This window comes from Microbacterium sp. TPD7012, assembly GCF_003075395.1.
GTDB lineage: Bacteria > Actinomycetota > Actinomycetes > Actinomycetales > Microbacteriaceae > Microbacterium.
In genome coordinates, this window is sequence record NZ_QDFV01000001.1 from 629,859 (window position 1) to 645,767 (window position 15,909).

The following is a 15,909-nucleotide window of genomic DNA, read 5'->3' on the forward strand; positions in this document are numbered from 1 at the left end:
TTCGTTCGCTCCGCACATCGCATGCCCTTCACGTTACGGAGAGCCGGGAGCCGCGACATCCCCCGCGCGGCGGATTCCGGGCGTCGGATGCCCTCCCTATCGTGGGCTGCATCCCGCGTGAGGCGGGTGCCACGCGATCGGAGGAGGTGTCCGGACGATGATCCGCCCGGTGAGGACAGCGACGGCACGAGTGCAGGGCATCGAGACGTTCTACAGGCACGCCGGCGATCCGTCGGCCCCGCTCCTGCTGCTGCCGCACGGTTACCCCGCGTCGTCGTTCGAGTTCCGCAACCTCATGCCCGCTCTGGCGGACGACTGGTACCTCGTCGCTCCGGACGCGCCGGGATTCGGATACTCCGAGACGCCTCCTCCGACCGTCTTCCCGTACACCTTCGCCGCCTACGCCGACTGGTTGGAGGCCTTCACCGACGAGCTCGGGCTCGACCGCTACGTCCTCTACCTCCACGACTACGGGTCGCAGTTCGGGTTCGAGCTCGCGATGCGCAGACCCGAGCGGGTCGCAGGGCTGGTCATCCAGAACGGCGACATCTACGAGGACCGGTTCGGGCCGAAGTACGACGCGCTTCGCCGCTACTGGAGCGATCCCACGCCGCTCGGACTCCACGAGCTGGCCGCCAACATCAGCGAGGAGGGGTTCCGCGACGAGTTCGTCGGCGAGCTTCCGCCGGAGCTCGCGGACCGCGTCGCCCCGGACCTCTGGATGCTGCACTGGGCGCTGATGACGCCTGGTCGGTTCGAGTACGCACGTCTGTTCCACGACCAGCGCACGACGCTGGAGCGCTTTCCCCTGCAACAGGCGTATCTGCGGGAGCACCGCCCGCCGACTCTCATCGTCTGGGGCGAGAACGACGGGTACATGCCGGCGGATGCGGCCCGAGCCTACCTGCGCGACGTGCCGGAGGCGGAGCTGCACATCCTGGACGGCGGCCACTGGCTGCTGGAGACGCACCTCGGCGAGGTCGTCGACCGACTACGGCAGTTCCTCGCGCGACTCGCGTGACGATCAGCCCCGCGCTCTGGGGTCCTGAGCCCGTCGAAGGGTCAGGACAGCACGCACGACGAGTCCCGCGACGAGCGCCCAGAACGCCGCGCTGACGCCGAGCACCGCGATGCCGGACGCCGCGACGAGGAATGTCACGACGGCGGGGATGCGCTCGGCCGGGTCGTCGATGGCCTGCTGCACGGCGGCGCCGAAGGCGGCGAACAGCGCGAGGCCGGCGACGGCGGGGATCACGGCCTCTGGGGCGAGAGTCACGAGCGCGGCGAACGCGGCCGAGCAGGCGCCGAGGACGAGGTACGACCCGCCCGTCGAGACGCCGGCGACCCAGCGGCGCTTCGGGTCGGGGTCGGCATCCGGAGACGCGGCGAGAGCCGCGCTGATGGCGGCGAGGTTGATCGCATGACCGCCCGCGGTGGCGCCGAGCGCGGTGCCGAGTCCGGTCACGAGCATCGCAGGACGCCAGGGCACCTCGTATCCGAAGCTGCGCATGATCGCGATGCCCGGCACGTTCTGCGACGCCATGGTCACGATGAACAGCGGCAGGGCGAGGCCGACGAGCGCGCCGACCGTGAACGTCGGCGTGGTCAGCTCCACGCGCGGGAGCAGGAGAGCCGGATCGAACGCCGTGCCGGTGTGGACGAGCGAGACCGCGACGACGACGGCCGCCGCGACGAAGGCGAGCGGTACGGCCCAGCGCGGCGCGAGGCGCGCGAACACCAGCCACGTGAGCACGACGGGGACCACGCCCCAGGGGTTCGCCACGAGGCCGCTGATCGGCGCCAGGCAGAGCGGGAGGAGGACCCCGGCCAGCATCGCCTGCGCGATCGACGGCGGGATGCGGGCGATCAGCGCGCCGAGCGCCGGCCACAGGGCTGTGAGGAGGATGAGCGCCGCGGTCACGAGGAACGCGCCGACCGCTGCCGTCCAGCCGCCGTCGACCGCACCGGTCGCCGCGAGCAGCGCCGCCCCGGGAGTCGACCACGCGACGGTGATCGGCATCCGGTATCGCCAGGCCAGCACGATGCAGGCGAGCCCCATGGTGAGACTGACCGCGAGCAGTCCGCTGGCCGCCTGGGCCGGCGTCGCGCCGACGGCATCGAGACCCGTGAGCACCACCGCGAAGGAGCTCGTGAAGCCGACCAGCGCGGTGACCACTCCCGCCAGGATCGGGCGGGACAGGTGAGCAGCGCCGGGCATGGGTACGAGGTTATCGCGGAGGGTCGGTGACAGCGCCTTCGACGTCGTCGGTCGGTTTCGTCCAGGACAGCAGGTAGCGGTAGTAGAGGCCGCGTCTGAGCCGAGCGCCGGGGAGTTCTTCGTGAGCGATGGCTCGGATCTCTGCCACGTTCTCCGTGGCCTCGGCGGTGGGGACGCCGATGTCGCGCGACTCCCGGTGGAGCATCGATCCGAGCCGCACCCAGGGCAGCGCGATGCCCGAGAGGGCCCAGTCCGCGAACGTCCGGTTGGCGGCCAACCCGACGACGAGCAGCTTCCCGCCGGGGCGCAGGAGCGTCTCGGCCTTCGCCAACGACGAACGCGTGTCCATGTGATGGAGTGCGGCGACGAAGGTGATGACGTCGAAGAGGCGGTCGCCCGCGTCGAAGGCCGCGAAGTCCGATGTCGTGACGGATGCGTTCGGCGTGCGGAGCAGACGGGCACCCGCTCGCGCGGCCGCCCCCGGGTCGGGCTCGACGCCCGTCACCGTGGCGCTCAGAGGGGCGAGCCGCTGCAGCAGCAGCCCCTCGCCGCATCCCACATCGAGCACATCGGGAGCACGCATGCCGGACACGATCCCGATGATCCACGGGTGGTAGGCGCTGTTGTGATTCCAGTACTCGACCACGGTCGCCTCAGGCGAGACCCATCCGATGCGCCAGGACCACGGCCTGCACTCGGTCGCGCGCTCCCAGCTTCTGCAGGATGCGCGAGACGTGCGTCTTCACGGTGGCCTCGCCGATGAAGAGCGCGGTCGCGATCTCGGCGTTGCTGCGCGCATCGGCGAGCAGCGTCAGAACCTCGGCCTCGCGGTCGGTGAGCGGCTCGGCCAGGACGGTCGGGTTCGGCGGCCGGACGGCAGCGGGTGCAGGAGCGGATGCTCCGGCGAACCGCGCCAGCACCCGGCGCGTGACCTCGGGCGCCAGCATCCCGTCGCCGGCGGCCAAGGCGCGCACGGCGGCGATCAGGTCTTCGGCGCCGGCGTTCTTGAGCAGGAAGCCACTGGCTCCGGCATCCAGCGCCTGATAGAGGTAGTCGTCCTGGTCGAACGTGGTGACGATCGCGATCGCCGCTCCGACGGCGGGATCGGCGACGATCCGTCTGGTCGCCTCGATGCCGTCCATGTCGGGCATCTGCACGTCCATCGTGATGACGTCGGGGAGGAGAGCGGATGCCTGGGCCACAGCCTCGGCTCCCGTCGCCGCTTCGCCGACCACCGTGATGTCGGGCTGGATGTCGAGGATCGTGCGGAATCCCGCCCGCAGCATCGAGTGGTCGTCGACGATGAGGACGCGGATCTGCGGGTCTGTCATCGGGTGCTCCTCGCCTCGGCGGTCACGGGCAGGGGGACGCGGGCGCGCACGCGCAGACCGCCGAGGGGCCGGGGCGTCACCTCGAGGGTGCCGCCGGACGCTGCGGCGCGCTCGCGCATGCCGAGCTGACCGAGGCCCGGTCGCAGCTGGGCGACCGTGCGTCCGGTGTTCACGATCTCGACCTCCACGCCGTCGTCGTCGTAGCGCACGCGCACGTCGGCCGTCGCTCCGACGCCCGCGTGGCGGCGGGCGTTCGTGAGCGACTCCTGCGCGATGCGGTACAGGTTCACGGCGATGAGCGAAGGGACGGCGACGGGCTCCCCGATCACGGCGTAGTCGGTCGGAAGGCCGGCGTCGGTCGAGGCGGCCACGAGCTCGGCGATGTCGTCGAGAGTGAGGGTGGATGCCGGCTCGGCGGTGTCGCCCCCGGGGGTGCGCAGCGTCTCGAGCAGCTGCCGCAGCTCGCTGATGGCGTCGCGCGCCGAGTCCTCGATCCCGGCGAGGATGCGGGTCGACTGCGCCGGATCCTGGTCGATCATGAGCCGGGCGGCTCCCGCCTGCACCCCCATGACCGACACGTGGTGAGCGACGACGTCGTGCAGCTCGCGGGCGATGCGGACCCTGTCGAGCGCGACCGCCTGCGCCGCAGTGACCTCGCGCTCGCGCTCCAGTTCGCTCGTGCGCTGCTCGAGGACCTCGCGTTCCGCGGCCGAGTGCCAGGCGCGCTCGCCGAAGTAGTACGCGCCGCCGAAGTAGAGCGCGTTCAACAGGATCTGGATCATCATGAAGGCGACGTAGGGCGAGAAGGCGCCCGCGACGACCTCGGCCTCATCGGCCTGCGTGATCGCCTCGTAGTACATCGTGATCAGCAGCCAGGCGAACATGCCGACGATGATCGCGATGCGCACGATCATGGCGCGACGGCGGTGGTTCATCCATGCGCCCACCGAGTACAGTCCGATGAACATCGCGATGTTGCCGACGTAGACCTCAGGGATCTTGAGCGTCACGGCGACGAAGTAGGCCGTGGCCGTGACGACGGCGACGATGCCGGGCCATCGGCGGCGGAAGGCCAGCGGCGCGGTGACGACCACGGCGTAGACGACGGCGGTCCACAGGTCGGCCTGCTCGTCGCCGTACATCTGCGCGATCGAGGAGAGCCCGGCGCTCAGGACGGCGCCGACGAACAGCACGGCGGCGAGCAGCAGGTCGCTGCGCTGCTCTCGGGCGGTCGGCGTGCGGGTGAACGGGACGGCGGGCATCCTCCCACCGTATGGGGGAGCGGATGCCAGGGCATCCCCCACGCGGCGGACCCGGTCGGCCCATCGACAGCGCGATCGAGGGTGCGTAGCGTTCATCTCGCAGTCCCGATTCGTCGCACCGACAGCAAGGAGCAGGACATGAGCACTCGTGATTCGAGCACGGCGGCATCCGGTCGCATCCTGATCGACCTCTTCATGACCCTCGACGGCGTCGCGCAGGGGCCGGGCGGGACCGACGAGGACACCTCGGGCGGATTCCGCTTCAGCGGCTGGCAGGCGGGCCACCCCTCCTCGGGTGTCGGACCCGAGGTCGAGAAGGGCATGCGGCAGCTCGATGCTCTGCTGCTCGGCCGCCGCACCTACGACATCTTCGCGGCGTACTGGCCGCACCACACCGAGGGCGAATCCGGCGCGATCGGCACGCTCTTCAACAACGTGCCCAAGTACGTGGCCACGCGCGATGCCGACCTCGCGCTCGACTGGGAGGGCAGCACCCGGGTCGGCGACGACCTCGCCGCCGAGATCGCCGCGATGCGCGCGAACCACCGCGAGGTGCACGTGATCGGCAGCCTCGACTTCGTGCACACCCTGCTCGCCGAGGGGCTCTTCGACGAGCTGAACCTCTGGGTGTACCCGATCCTGCTCGGAGCCGGTAAGAAGGTGTTCGACGACAACGCGCTGCCCTCGGTCCTCACCCTGCTCGAGCCGGCGAAGACCGACGACGGTGGCGTGACGCTGCTGCGCTACGGGCGGACGGAGAAGGTGCCGGAGGTCGGGACATACGAGTGATGTGCGCCGCCCGGAGGAGGCTACGAAGGATGCGGCTGAAAAGATCGAGCTCGCGGCACGCGACTGCACTCGCGTTCTTGACGGGCGTGGTGCTTGTCCTGACCGGATGCGAGACCTACTACCAGTACGGTCCATATGCGCTCGGAACTGACGGCGAGAACCTCCTGATTGCGGCCTGCGAATCTCGGACGATCACCACGGTTTATGTGGAAGAACGGCCAGACCTTCCCGGCGTCGAAGGGCGCCGGCACGTATGGGAGGCCTCCGGTGACCGCACCACCGCGGCTGGAGAGGTTCTCGTCGTCGGTGGAGAAAATGCCGGTCTGGTCGATGGCGTCAGCCTGCAGCCAACTATCGAGCCGGGCGTGCGGTACTTCTTGGACATGAACGAGGAGAAAGGGCAGGTCACTTCCGCGCTGTTCATGATTCCGGAGGAAGGACTCTCGGCGGGTGAGTGGTTGACGCCGGAGGGAGACGTGTCTTCTCGGCCTTGTCCGAATACGACCTAGTTGTCTCGCGGGTTGTCGCAGGCTGCGGGTTCTTCTGTGGTGGCGGGTGTGCGGACGTACATTGGTGCGGAGGGTAAGCCGGTTGCGGAGAAGTCGGCGAAGACCGGGACCACGGGGACGACGTTGACGTGGTTGTTCTCGAATCTGGAGGGGACGGTGGACGTGCAGACGGTGGCGAATGCGACAGGCGGCCGCTCTCGCCCAGAATGCCGTCAAGGGGCTCCGGACATGCAGGCCGCGAATTTGAAACGGATGCTTCGCCAGTGAGTGACGTGGAGAAGGTCAGGTTAGCCAGATTCGTGCTTTGGTGTCTTCCTGTCATCGCAGCGCTCGCGGTCGTGCTCGGGTTTTCGTATCGATTCTTGTTTCTCGGTCAAGTAGTTCTCGATCGCGGCCCTGCGGCGAGTATTCGCGACGCTTTTTCTGCGAGCGCAGCAATGTTTGTCGTACTCCTCGTCGCCTCGATTGCTCCTGGTGTACCTTCCGAGTCCGCGCCTCGCTCGGGGGAAAGATCGTCGCGGCGGGCATCTCGGGGTTGCTGGTCTACGCGTCAACTTGGTTCTCGTTGGCGCAAGTCGGTGGCTTCCCTCTAGCCGCGGGTTCAGTAACGGGCGCGACTTCTTTCCTTCTCTTGATATGCGTGCCGAGGCGAAGTTCCGACTGATCGGTGGTTGCCCGCGATGGTGAGCAGTGAGGCTCAAGCACCATGCCACCCGTCGGAATCGGGGATTCCGGTGCACGGACAGGCGCCGAGGTTCGGGACATACGAGTGAGAGGTTTCGTTCCGGTTCATCCGTTGAATCGACTATTTCCTTCCTGTGCAGGCATCCTCTAGATTCGATCCGTTGCCGCATTTTCGGCAGAGGTTCGAGGGCCGAGCGGGACAGCGTGAGGGTTGCGCGCACGACCTCCTTCACAGGGTGGGACGATGACGCGATGACGCGACGACGCGGGATGATGCGGGCGATGCTCGGCGGGATGGCGGCGTTCGCGCTCGCCTTGGGCGGTGCGACGACGGCGGCTGCCGCCGGACCGGAGGACGCCGCAGGGTCGGGCTTCATCAGCGGGGTGGTCACGCGCGAGGACGACGGCACTCCGCTCGAGGGCGTCACGGTCTCGGCCGGCGGGGAGGGGGCGGCCTGGGTATCGACGCAGACGGACGAGACGGGAGCCTACTCGCTGACCGGTCTGGCGCCCGGTTCCCACCTGGTCTCCTTCACCCCCGAAGGCACCGATCTGAAGTCGGAGTACTGGGAGAACGCCGAGCGATGGGATTCTGCGACTCCGATCGTCATCGGCGACGGCACCGTCGTCGCGGGCATCGACGCCGCGCTGAGCGTGGGAGGCACGATCACGGGTGTCGTCACCCGCGAGGACGACAGCTCCCCGCTCGAGAACGTCTCGGTATCCGCTCTCGATGCGCACAACGAGATCGTCGGAATGGCCCGGACGGATGCGACGGGTGGGTACCACCTCGGCGGTCTCCCCGATGGTTCGTACCGGCTGCGCTTCGGCTCTCCGGATCCGGAGCTGCTGTCCGAGTTCTGGGAGAACCAGTACCGGGGGGATTCCGGGACCGTCATCGCTGTCGTCAGCGGGCAGACGACCGCGGGCGTGGATGCGGCTCTCGCTGCCGCGGGGTACATCAGTGGCACGGTGACCAGTGGGGCCGACGGGCAGCCGCTGTTCTCCTCGGTGCTGGTCTACGACGTCGATGAGCGGTTCGACTTCGAGTTCAGCTATACGGAGGTCGACGGCGGCTACCGCGTCGCAGTTCCGGCCGGAACCTATAAGGTGCTCTTCCGTTCTTCCGGCCTGGCGGAGGAGTGGTGGAACGATGCGCCGGTCTGGGACGCTGCGACCGCCGTCACCGTCTCTGCGGGCGACGAAGTCGAGGGCGTCGACGCTGTGCTCGACGAGATCGCGACCGTCACCGGCACGGTGACGGTCGACGCCGGCGCAGCGTCGGAGATCCTCGTGGAAGCCTGGAGCGACGGCATCCAGGTCGCGAACAAGTATGCCGACCCGGCCACGGGCGCCTACTCGATGCTTCTCCAGAAGGGGACGTACATCCTGAAGGCAACGGCCACGTTCACGGATGGCGCGACGGCCACGATCTCGCAGTTCTTCGACGGGGTCGAGACGGCTGCCGAGGCGACGCCGCTCTCCCTCTCCCCGGGTGACATCGTGCAGGGGATCGACTTCCTGCTCACGGCCGACACGGAGCCAGAACCGGCTCTCGTGCTTTCGTCCGGCGCGGTGCAGGCCGGAGGCGACATCACCGTCTCGGGAACCGGCTTCGCGCCGGGTGCCGAGATCACGTTCGAACTGCACTCCGACCCGATCGTGCTCGGCACGCTGACGGCAGACGCGGGAGGCGTGCTGAAGGGCTCGTTCACGATCCCGGCCAGCGCTCCGGCCGGCGCCCACACGCTGGTCGCGTTTTCCGGCGTGACCGTGGTCGCGACCGCGGCGTTGAACGTCACGGCCGCAGGGAGCGCCGGTTCGGGAGGGGCCACGACCGGCGGAACCGGAGGTGCTCTCGCGAACACGGGTTCGGATGCGCCGGTCGCCGCAGCTGCGACCGCTCTGCTGCTGCTGCTCGCGGGTCTGACCCTCGTGCGGCGGCGCCGTCGGGTGCAGGTCTGAGGAGGAGCCACGCGGCCATGCACATTCATGGGGCGTGGGTACCGATTTCGCGTGGCCAAGCGATGGCCTGGTCAAGGGAATCCCTCGACCAGGGGTCCGGTTTCTCCGCACAGATGGCCGCCAGGCTCGACCACGAACAAGTCCACGCCTTTGCGATCATGCCTCGTGATCGGGCCGGCGCCGATGTGGCAGATTTCGCGCGATCTGCGCAGCTCGGCGATGCGGATCTCCTTCTGGGGAGATTCCTTCGGAGTCTCTCCGCAATCTCGGACAGCATCCTCGTGGTCGACGACGATCTTGCGCGCCGCGGTGACCCGGGACTCGACGACGTCTCATTCATCGATGACCGAGTCATTCGTTGGAATGACCTGCAGTCGGCCCCCGACCGCCTGACGCGCCTCCTACGGACCGGAGCGTCGGGGTATCCGCTGAATGCCTTCATCTGCGGTGCTCAAGGTGGTCACGCCTTTCGCCCCCCAAGTGGTCCACTGTCCGAATCGGACGTCGAGCTGCTGGTACGCGAGGCGCGAGCCGTCATCCACTCGATCTACGACGCGGAATCGTTCCTGATCCTGGTCATCGACCAGGAGCTCAAAGAACTCTTGGAGACGCATACACACGCAGTCGACTCCGCACCGGAATCATGATCGACGGATACTCTCTCGTGCTGGCCAGCTCTGTCGGCGTGCGTGATGGAATGGCCCTCGAGCTGACCAGAGCTGGTGGCGTGATCATCGCTGAGGTCTATGAAGACGACTCCACCCGGGCGCGGACGGTGACCGTTTTCGAGCCTGACGTTCCGGTGGAGGCAATGGAGTGGCTCCTCTCGTCGGCACGAGAAATGCTCTAGGCGGAGATTCCGAGCATCCGCTCGATCACCTGCGCCACCCCGTCGTCGTCGTTCGACGCGGTCGACTCGTCGGCGGCATCCTGCACGACGGCCTCCGCTCCGGCCATGGCGACGCCGTGCCCGGCCCAGCGGAGCATCTCGACGTCGTTGAGCGCATCGCCGAACGCGACGACGTCGGCGCGGTCGATGCCGAGGTGCGCGCACAGGCGCGCGAGACCCGTGGCCTTCGTGACGCCCTCGGCCATGACCTCGACGAACGGGGCACCCGACAAGGTCGCCTCGAACCCGGGGAGGCCGAGCGAGCGCAGGGTGTCGAAGAGGGCGGCCGGCGCGAGCTCGGGATGCCGGATCACGAACTTCACACTCGGTGCGGACACGACGTCGTCGAAAGCGACGCCGCCCATCGTCTCCGGGGCTCGCTTGTGATCGGTCAGGTCCGCGATCGCCGCATACCCTTCCTGCGCCACGAACGTCTCGCCGGCGTCGCGCACGCTCGCGAACAGCAGCCCGGGGATGCTGGCGCGCAGCGCCTCGGCGAGCGTGCGGATCGTGTCGGCGGGGAGTTCCTCGGCGAACAGCATCCGTTCGTCGGTCAGGTGCACGGCATACGCCCCGTTGCTGCACAGCGCCCAACCGTCGAACGCCGCATCTGCCGCGATCGCGCGCAGGCCGATCGGCTGGCGGGCGGTCACCGGGACGACGTGGATGCCGCGCTCGCGAGCGGCATCCAGCGCCGCACGCGTGCGCGGGGAGACGTGCGACGAGGAGTCGAGAAGCGTGCCGTCGAGATCGGTGGCGATCAGGCGCATTTCGTCACGACGTTTCGTCTCGCTTCGCTCGCTCAACGACCGGGCAAGCGGCGTCAGGAGAAGATCATCGGCAGGTCGTCGTCGTCCTCGGCGCCGCCGAGATCGAGGTCGACGACCACGGGCACGTGGTCGCTGGGCTGCTCGCCCTTGCGCTCGTTGCGATGGATCGACGCGCCCGTGACGGCATCGGCGAAGGTGCGCGACCCGAGCACGAAGTCGATGCGGATGCCCTCGTTGCGGGGGAACTTCAGCCTCTGATAGTCCCAGTACGTGTACCCCTCGGGGAGGAGCGGGCGCACGACATCGGTCACTCCGGCGTCTTCGAACGCGAAGAAGGCGGCGCGCTCGGGCGGCGAGACGTGGGTGGACCGGCCGACGACGATGTCGGGGTCGCCGTTGTCATGGTCGAAGGGGATGATGTTGAAGTCGCCGACCAGCGCGAGCGGCAGCTCGGGGTTCGCCGCGAGCTCGGCCGCCGTGGAGTCGCGCAGCGCCTCGAGCCAGTGCAGCTTGTAGGCGAGATGCGGATCGTCGAGCGAACGGCCGTTGGGCACGTACAGGCTCCACACCCGCACGCCGTCGACCAGCACGCCCAGCGCGCGGGCCTCGAGCGGAGCATCCGGACCCTCATGCCCCTTCGCGAAGCCGGGCATCCCATCGAACGCGGTGCGCACGTCGGTGATCGGCAGGCGGCTCGCGATCGCGACGCCGTTCCATTGATTCAGGCCGTGCACCTCGACGTGGTACCCGGCCTCTTCGAACGGGCCGTACGGGAACTGCTCCGGCTTGCACTTGATCTCCTGCATCGCCAGCACGTCGATGTCTTCGCGCACGGCGAATTCGACGGTGCGGGTGACGCGGGTGCGGATGGAGTTGACGTTCCAGGTGGCCAAGCGCATGCGTCCAGCCTAGTTGCGGCCTCCGACAGCGGTCGCCTGCTGCGCCTTCTTCTCGCGGCGCAGGCCGTGCAGCAGCGGCTCGGTGTATCCGCTCGGCTGCGCCGCGCCCTCGACGATCAGTCGCCGGGCCGCAGTGTAGGCGATTCCGGGCTCCTCGCCCTCGGCGAACGCCAGCGGTTCGTAGGCCGCATCGCCGGCGTTCTGCGCATCGACGACCGGTGCCAGGCGCCGCAGGCTGTCGTCGATCTGCGCCTCGGTGATCACGCCGTGCGCGAGCCAGTTGGCCAGCAGCTGGCTCGAGATGCGGAGCGTGGCACGGTCTTCCATGAGGCCGACGCCGCGGATGTCGGGCACCTTCGAGACGCCGATGCCCTGATCGATCCAGCGCACGACGTAGCCGAGGATCGACTGCACGTTGTTGTCGATCTCATCGGCGACGATCTCGGGCGTGAGGTCTCCCTCTCCGGCGAGCGGAGGCGTGAGCAGCACGTCGAGCGAGGCCTCGTCGAGGGCGGGCAGTGTCTCCCGCACCGCGAACGCGTCGACCTGGTGGTAGTGCAGCGCGTGCAGGGTCGCCGCGGTCGGCGAGGGGACCCACGCGGTCGAGGCCCCGGATCGCACGTGCGCGATCTTCGTCTCGAGCATGTCGTGCATGAGGTCGGGCTCGGCCCACATGCCTTTGCCGATCTGCGCGCGACCGCCGAGTCCGGCGGCCAGCCCGATCGCGACGTTGCGGGCCTCGTAGGCCGCCATGAACGGCTGCGCCTTGATCCCCGCCTTCGGCAGGAAGGGCCCCGCGTGCAGCGACGTGTGGATCTCGTCGCCCGTGCGGTCGAGGAATCCGGTGTTGATGAACACGACGCGATCGGATGCCGCGGCGATGCCGGCCAGGAGGTTCACCGACGTGCGGCGCTCCTCGTCCATGATCCCGATCTTCATGGTGCGCGCGGGCAGCCCGAGCAGCCGCTCCGCGCGACCGAAGAGCTCGGCCGTGAACGCGACCTCGTCCGGGCCGTGCATCTTCGGCTTGACGATGTACATCGAGCCGCTGCGCGAGTTGCGTCCGCGGTGCGGCCCCTCGAGTTCGGGGAGGGCGCCGAGGGCGGTCATGATCGCGTCGAGCATCCCCTCGAAGGTCTGCTCGCCGTGGCGATCGAGCACCGCGTCAGTGCGCATGAGGTGACCCACGTTGCGGACGAAGAGGACCGCTCGTCCCGGCAGCGTCAGCTCGCCGCCGTCGACCGCGCGGTAGGTGCGGTCGGGTGCGAGCTCGCGGAGGAACGTGCGCCCGGCCTTGGTCACCGACTCGGTGAGCGTGCCGTTCATGAACCCGCGCCAGTTGCGGTAGCCGAGGGCCTTGTCGTCGGCGTCGACGGCGGCGACCGAGTCCTCCAGGTCGAGGATCGCGGTGAGCGCGGACTCGAGCACGATGTCCTGCACCCCCGCCTCCTCGGTGCGCCCGATCGCGCCCTCGTGGTCGATCACGATCTCGGCGTGCAGGCCGTGGTGCCGCAGCAGCACGGCGGTCGGGGCGTCGGCCTCTCCGGTGAAGCCGACGAGACCCTCGGGTGCGGCGAGGCGTCGGTCGCCCCCGGGCGTCCGGATCACGAGGCCGTCCGCGTCGACGAGGTAACCGGTCGCATCGCGGTGCGAGCCCTCGGCGAGCGGAGCGATCTGGTCGAGGAACTCGCGCCCGCGAGCGACGACCGCGGCGGCGCGCACCGGGTTGTGCTGAGATCCCGGTGCCAGATCGCCGGTCTGGTCCACGGCGTCGGTGCCGTAGAGCGCGTCGTACAGGGAGCCCCATCGGGCGTTGGCGGCGTTCAGTGCGAACCGGGCGTTCAGCAGCGGCACGACCAGCTGCGGCCCGGCCATCGTCGCGATCTCCGGGTCGACATCCTCCGTCGTCACAGACACGGCATCCGGAACCGGGACGAGATAGCCGATATCGGTGAGCAGCGCCCGGTACGCGGCGGGATCCGGCGCTCCGGGGTTCGCGCGGTGGAAGTCGTCGATGCGCTGCTGGAGCTCGGCGCGTCTCTGCAGCAGCTCCGCATTCCGCGGGCCCAGATCATGGATGAGCGCACTCGCCTCGCGCCAGAAGGCATCGGAGTCGCGTCCTGAAGCGGCGAGCGACGTCTCGGCGAACTCCACGATCGGCGCGGCCACCGAGAGGTCTGCTCGGGTGAGATACGAGGTCATGTGGGCATTCCTTCTCTTCGGGCGCCGAGGCGCTGCAGGGTCTCCAGGGCGATCTCCGCATCCTGGACGGGAGTTCCTCCGGCGACACCCAGTCCGCCGACGTGGTCGTCGCCGAAGAAGATCGGCACGCCTCCGTCGATCGTCGTGAGGGCGCCGCCGGTGCCCAGGGGCAGCGTGGTGCTGAGTGCTTCGGGGATCAGCCCGGTGCGCCGACGAGTGGATGCCGACGTCGCGGCCTTGCGGCGGCTGGTCTCGGCGCTGTGCGGTGTGGCCCCGTCGGACATCCCGTAGGCGATGAGCGTCATCGAGGGATCGGCGACGGCGACGACGGTCTTCACGCCGTGGCTCTCGCCCACCTCCATCGCGATGGCGACGGCGCGGACGGCCGTCTCGTAGTTGATCGCGGCGATCTGGCGGTGGGTAGACATGACGTCTCCTCTTCTCGATCTCAACTATTCACACTGCGAATGTTAACTTTCGTATGACGGAATCCTATGTCATCGGGCGTCGCCGATTCAACCGCGCCTTCTACACTGGATGCCGTGACCGCACTCGACGCAGACCGCCAGACCCTTCTCGACCTGATCAAGGACGAGGCGGTGTTCCACGGCGACTTCACCCTCTCCAGTGGCAAGAAGGCGACGTACTACGTCGACATGCGCAAGCTGACCCTCGACCACCGCGCGGCTCCGGCGATCGGCCGCATCATGCTCGACCTCATCGGCGACCTCGACATCGTCGCCGTCGGCGGCCTCACGCTCGGCGCCGACCCGATCGCGAACTCCGTGCTGCATGCCTCGGTCGCAGCGAGTCGCCCGCTCGACGCGTTCGTGGTGCGCAAGGAGCCGAAAGACCACGGCCGCGGCCGTCAGATCGAAGGCGCCGACGTCAAGGGCAAGCGCGTCGTCGTGCTGGAGGACACCTCCACCACGGGGCAGTCCGCTCTCAAGGCCGTCGAGGCTCTGCGCCGCGAGGGTGCCGAGATCGTCGCCGTCGCCGTGATCGTCGACCGCAAGACCGGCGCCCAGGCGGCGATCGAAGCCGAGGGCCTCGAGTGGCGCGCCGCCTTCGACCTCGACGACCTCGGGCTCGACCCCCAGTGACGCGCTACGCCCTGGCCGTCGATGTGGGCGGCACGAAGATGGAAGCCGCGCTCGTCGGCGAAGACGGCGTGCTCGTGCGCGGAAGCCGCAGCCGCCGGGCGACCGGCAGGGATGCCACTCCCGCGTCGCTCGACGACGCGATCGCGACCGTGATCGCCCACGCTCTCTCCCGTCTCCCCGACGACGCCGAACTCGTCGGCGCCGGTATCGGCAGCGCGGGGCCGATCGACCGGAACGTCGGCCAGATCCTCCCGGTGAACATGCCTGCGGCCCGCGGATACGGTCTCGCCGAGGCGGTGCGCACAGCCGCCTCCGGCCTCCTCGGCCGGGAGCTGCCGACGGTCTTCGGCCATGACGGCGGAGCGCTCGCGCTCGCCGAGTCCTGGCTCGGTGCGACGAAGGATGCCCGTTCCTCGCTCTCGATCGTCGTGTCCACCGGCGTCGGCGGCGGGTTCGTCGTGAACGGCTCCTACATCCCCGGCGCCACCGGCAACGCCGGCCACCTCGGCCAGGTGCGCCGCGAAGGCGGTCTGACGCTCGAGGAGATCGCCTCCGGGCCCGCGAGTGCCGCCTGGGCGCAGCAGCAGGGCTGGAGCGGCGCGACCGGCGAGGACCTCGCTCGGGACGCCGCGGCGGGAGTCGCTATCGCGCGCGCCGCGATCGAGCGCTCGGCGAAGGCTGTCGGTGAGGCGTTGGCGGATGCCGCGACCCTCGTCGACCTCGACACGGTCGCCATCGGGGGAGGCTTCTCCCGCGTGTCCGACGACTACATCGACCTCGTCCAGCAGGCGCTCACCGCAAGCGCCGCGCACGAGTACTCGCGCAAGGCGCGCGTGGTGCGCTCGGGACTGGGCGACGAGGGTCCGCTCATCGGCGCTGCGGCGCTCGTGCTGCGCTAGCTGCTCGCGGTGACGAGGTGGCGGGGCGGTCCTTCGAGCCTCGCGATCGCGATCTTCACTCCGGTGACCTCGTCGGCCAGGGCGTCGATGCGTGCGGTGAGCTTCTCCTCGACGGCGTCGATTCGTGCGGTGAGCTTCTCCTCGACGGCGTCGATTCGTGCGGTGAGTTTCTCGTCGACGGCGTTGATGCGGGTCGTGAGCTTCGTGTCGACCGCGTCGATGCGGCGCACCATCCAGGCGAAACCGGCGAACAGGCTCGCCCCGAGGGTCAGCACGATGCCGATCGCGCTGATGACGATCGTCAAGGTCTCCACGGACACGTACACGGCTCCATTCTGCGGCTCAGGTTCGGGATGTGCCAGCAGGTTATCGAAGAAACCGATATTCTC

General features: G+C 68.9%; 17 protein-coding genes. 8 read left to right on the plus strand and 9 right to left on the minus strand.

Annotated elements, in window-relative coordinates:
* Positions 1-169 precede the first annotated feature (169 nt).
* A complete protein-coding gene (locus DC434_RS02985) occupies positions 170-1,021 on the plus strand; it encodes an alpha/beta hydrolase (RefSeq protein ID WP_207769879.1) in 852 nt (283 codons plus the stop codon).
* 3 nt (positions 1,022-1,024) lie between these two features.
* Here DC434_RS02985 and DC434_RS02990 read toward each other — a convergent pair whose 3' ends face one another.
* The 4 genes from DC434_RS02990 to DC434_RS03005 are packed head-to-tail and all read right to left on the minus strand — an operon-like array spanning position 1,025 to position 4,811.
* Positions 1,025-2,218, minus strand: coding sequence for a benzoate/H(+) symporter BenE family transporter (locus DC434_RS02990; RefSeq protein ID WP_116633765.1), 1,194 nt, complete (start codon positions 2,216-2,218; stop codon positions 1,025-1,027).
* Between the two features lie 10 nt (positions 2,219-2,228).
* Positions 2,229-2,864 (minus strand): class I SAM-dependent methyltransferase, encoded by a 636-nt coding sequence (locus DC434_RS02995; protein ID WP_243408777.1) that lies wholly within the window; start codon positions 2,862-2,864, stop codon positions 2,229-2,231.
* A 7-nt stretch (positions 2,865-2,871) separates the two neighbouring features.
* Positions 2,872-3,549 (minus strand): response regulator transcription factor, encoded by a 678-nt coding sequence (locus DC434_RS03000; RefSeq protein ID WP_116633766.1) that lies wholly within the window; start codon positions 3,547-3,549, stop codon positions 2,872-2,874.
* Complete coding sequence (locus tag DC434_RS03005; RefSeq protein WP_116633767.1) at positions 3,546-4,811, minus strand: sensor histidine kinase; 1,266 nt, start codon at positions 4,809-4,811, stop codon at positions 3,546-3,548. Before DC434_RS03005 ends, DC434_RS03000 begins: the two co-directional genes overlap by 4 nt.
* Before the next feature lie 138 nt (positions 4,812-4,949).
* On the opposite strand from DC434_RS03005, the gene DC434_RS03010 reads away from it, so the two are divergent.
* The 5 genes from DC434_RS03010 to DC434_RS03030 all read left to right on the plus strand — a co-directional run bounded on the left by DC434_RS03010 (position 4,950) and on the right by DC434_RS03030 (position 9,608).
* Complete coding sequence (locus DC434_RS03010; RefSeq protein ID WP_116633768.1) at positions 4,950-5,600, plus strand: dihydrofolate reductase family protein; 651 nt, start codon at positions 4,950-4,952, stop codon at positions 5,598-5,600.
* A gap of 29 nt (positions 5,601-5,629) precedes the next feature.
* Complete coding sequence (locus DC434_RS03015) at positions 5,630-6,109, plus strand: hypothetical protein (protein ID WP_116633769.1); 480 nt, start codon at positions 5,630-5,632, stop codon at positions 6,107-6,109.
* Positions 6,110-7,045: 936 nt separating this feature from the next.
* Positions 7,046-8,758, plus strand: a complete 1,713-nt coding sequence (locus tag DC434_RS03020) for a carboxypeptidase-like regulatory domain-containing protein (protein ID WP_116633770.1) — start codon at positions 7,046-7,048, stop codon at positions 8,756-8,758.
* Between the two features lie 113 nt (positions 8,759-8,871).
* A complete protein-coding gene (locus tag DC434_RS03025; RefSeq protein ID WP_133192768.1) occupies positions 8,872-9,405 on the plus strand; it encodes a hypothetical protein in 534 nt (177 codons plus the stop codon).
* Complete coding sequence (locus tag DC434_RS03030) at positions 9,402-9,608, plus strand: hypothetical protein (RefSeq protein WP_116633772.1); 207 nt, start codon at positions 9,402-9,404, stop codon at positions 9,606-9,608. Before DC434_RS03025 ends, DC434_RS03030 begins: the two co-directional genes overlap by 4 nt.
* Here DC434_RS03030 and DC434_RS03035 read toward each other — a convergent pair.
* Genes DC434_RS03035 through DC434_RS03050 form a run of 4 tightly spaced genes read right to left on the minus strand, consistent with a single transcriptional unit; the run spans position 9,605 to position 13,946 of the window.
* Complete coding sequence (locus tag DC434_RS03035) at positions 9,605-10,417, minus strand: HAD family hydrolase (protein ID WP_116633773.1); 813 nt, start codon at positions 10,415-10,417, stop codon at positions 9,605-9,607. The two genes, DC434_RS03030 and DC434_RS03035, sit on opposite strands and share 4 nt — an antisense overlap.
* A gap of 53 nt (positions 10,418-10,470) precedes the next feature.
* A complete protein-coding gene (locus DC434_RS03040) occupies positions 10,471-11,316 on the minus strand; it encodes an exodeoxyribonuclease III (protein ID WP_116633774.1) in 846 nt (281 codons plus the stop codon).
* Between the two features lie 9 nt (positions 11,317-11,325).
* On the minus strand, positions 11,326-13,518 hold the full coding sequence (locus DC434_RS03045) for a malate synthase G (protein WP_116633775.1): 2,193 nt from the start codon (positions 13,516-13,518) through the stop codon (positions 11,326-11,328).
* Positions 13,515-13,946, minus strand: a complete 432-nt coding sequence (locus tag DC434_RS03050; RefSeq protein WP_116633776.1) for a heme-binding protein — start codon at positions 13,944-13,946, stop codon at positions 13,515-13,517. Before DC434_RS03050 ends, DC434_RS03045 begins: the two co-directional genes overlap by 4 nt.
* A gap of 66 nt (positions 13,947-14,012) precedes the next feature.
* On the opposite strand from DC434_RS03050, the gene pyrE reads away from it, so the two are divergent.
* The gene (gene pyrE, locus DC434_RS03055) at positions 14,013-14,621 is read left to right on the plus strand and encodes an orotate phosphoribosyltransferase (protein WP_207769880.1); all 609 of its coding nucleotides are present in this window, start codon (positions 14,013-14,015) and stop codon (positions 14,619-14,621) included.
* Entirely contained in the window at positions 14,618-15,520 is a 903-nt protein-coding gene (locus DC434_RS03060) for an ROK family protein (RefSeq protein WP_116633778.1), read from the plus strand. The genes pyrE and DC434_RS03060 overlap by 4 nt, the downstream gene beginning before the upstream one ends.
* Here the strand turns inward: DC434_RS03060 and DC434_RS03065 are convergent.
* Entirely contained in the window at positions 15,517-15,846 is a 330-nt protein-coding gene (locus DC434_RS03065) for an apolipoprotein A1/A4/E family protein (RefSeq protein WP_243408778.1), read from the minus strand. The two genes, DC434_RS03060 and DC434_RS03065, sit on opposite strands and share 4 nt — an antisense overlap.
* Positions 15,847-15,909: the final 63 nt, after the last annotated feature.